This window comes from Halorubrum sp. AD140 (genome assembly GCF_034497445.1).
Lineage (GTDB): Archaea > Halobacteriota > Halobacteria > Halobacteriales > Haloferacaceae > Halorubrum.
Window position 1 is genome coordinate 1 of record NZ_JAXRUU010000257.1, and the last position, 1181, is coordinate 1181.

Genomic DNA, 1181 nt, shown 5'->3' on the forward strand with positions numbered 1-1181 from the left:
AGCTGGGTCGCGCGCACCGGGTACACCGGCGAGGACGGCTTCGAGGTCATGTGCCCCGCCGACGCCGCCGAGCCCGTCTGGAACGCGTTCGTCGACGCGCCGCGCGAGGCCCAACCCTGTGGACTCGGCGCGCGCGACACGCTCCGCACCGAGATGGGCTTTCTCCTGTCCGGACAGGACTTCGATCCGGAGAACGAACCCAGAACCCCGTACGAGGCGCGGATCGGCTTCGTCGTGAAGCTCGACACGGAGTTCGTCGGCCGCGACGCCTTGGAGACGCAGAGGGAGGAGGGCGTCGACGAAAAGTTCGTCGGCGTCCGCCTCCGCGAGCGCGGCGTGCCCCGCGGCGGCTACGCCGTCACGGACGGCGACCTCACCCGCGTCGGGAAGCTGACCTCGGGGACGATGAGCCCGACGCTCGACGAGCCGATCGGGTTGGGGTACCTCCACGAGTCGCACGCCGACGCCGGCACCGAGGTGAGCGTCGTCGTGCGCGGCGACGAGAAGCGCGCCGAGGTCGTGATCCCGCCGTTCCTCGATACGTAGAGGAAACCGGGGCCGGGCGCAATCGAGACGGAGCGACGTCCAGAACGGACGACGCTGGGGGTAGTTTTATTTCGGTTCTGACGAGTCTGAACCCATGCGGAGGCGTCAGTTCCTCGCCGGAAGCGTCGGGACGGCGGTGGCAGGGTTGGGTGGCTGTCTCGGCGACGACATCTGTCTCGGCGACTGTCCGTCGTGTACGGGGGAGGGGAGCTGGCCGCCGACCGTCGAGGTGGAGGAACCGGAGCTCGCTCCCGGCGACTCGGAGGTGTTGTACGTTCGCGTGGACGGTATCACGAGGTTCTCGTTCGATTCGCGGCTGTACAAATGCGGTCCGAGTGACGCACCGGTACAGTTCGGGGACGTCGAGTTCAGAAACCCGATAGACGCGCAGGCCGACTCCTGTCCGCCGATCTATCTGTGGGACGACTGCGCCGACACGACGCTCCACGTGAGGGTTGAAGCCGCGCAGGACGCCGAACCCGGTAGGTACGCGTACGGGTTCAGCGTCGGGAAGACGGTCGGCGAGCGCCGGTCGAAAGACTACGAGTACGCGGTCAGGGTGGGCGAAGAGTGAGGTCGTGCACGCGCGATAGCTGCGACTGCGGTTCACTCCTCCGCAGGTCGCTTCCGTTTCT

2 protein-coding genes are annotated in these 1181 nt (G+C 67.6%); both read left to right on the forward strand.

Annotated features, from left to right (window positions below):
• Positions 1–546: glycine cleavage T C-terminal barrel domain-containing protein (locus U4E84_RS17990; protein WP_322533438.1), on the forward strand; the 546-nt coding region annotated here is incomplete at its 5' end.
• A 94-nt stretch (positions 547–640) separates the two neighbouring features.
• Positions 641–1120: a twin-arginine translocation signal domain-containing protein gene (locus tag U4E84_RS17995; RefSeq protein WP_322533439.1), complete on the forward strand. Its 480-nt coding sequence runs from the start codon at positions 641–643 to the stop codon at positions 1118–1120.
• The last annotated feature ends 61 nt before the right edge of the window (positions 1121–1181 follow it).

What these genes read in the sequence shown, in the direction of transcription:
- U4E84_RS17995 (WP_322533439.1), top strand. Translation starts at nt 641, where the DNA reads ATGCGGAGGCGTCAGTTCCTCGCCGGAAGCGTCGGGACGGCGGTGGCA.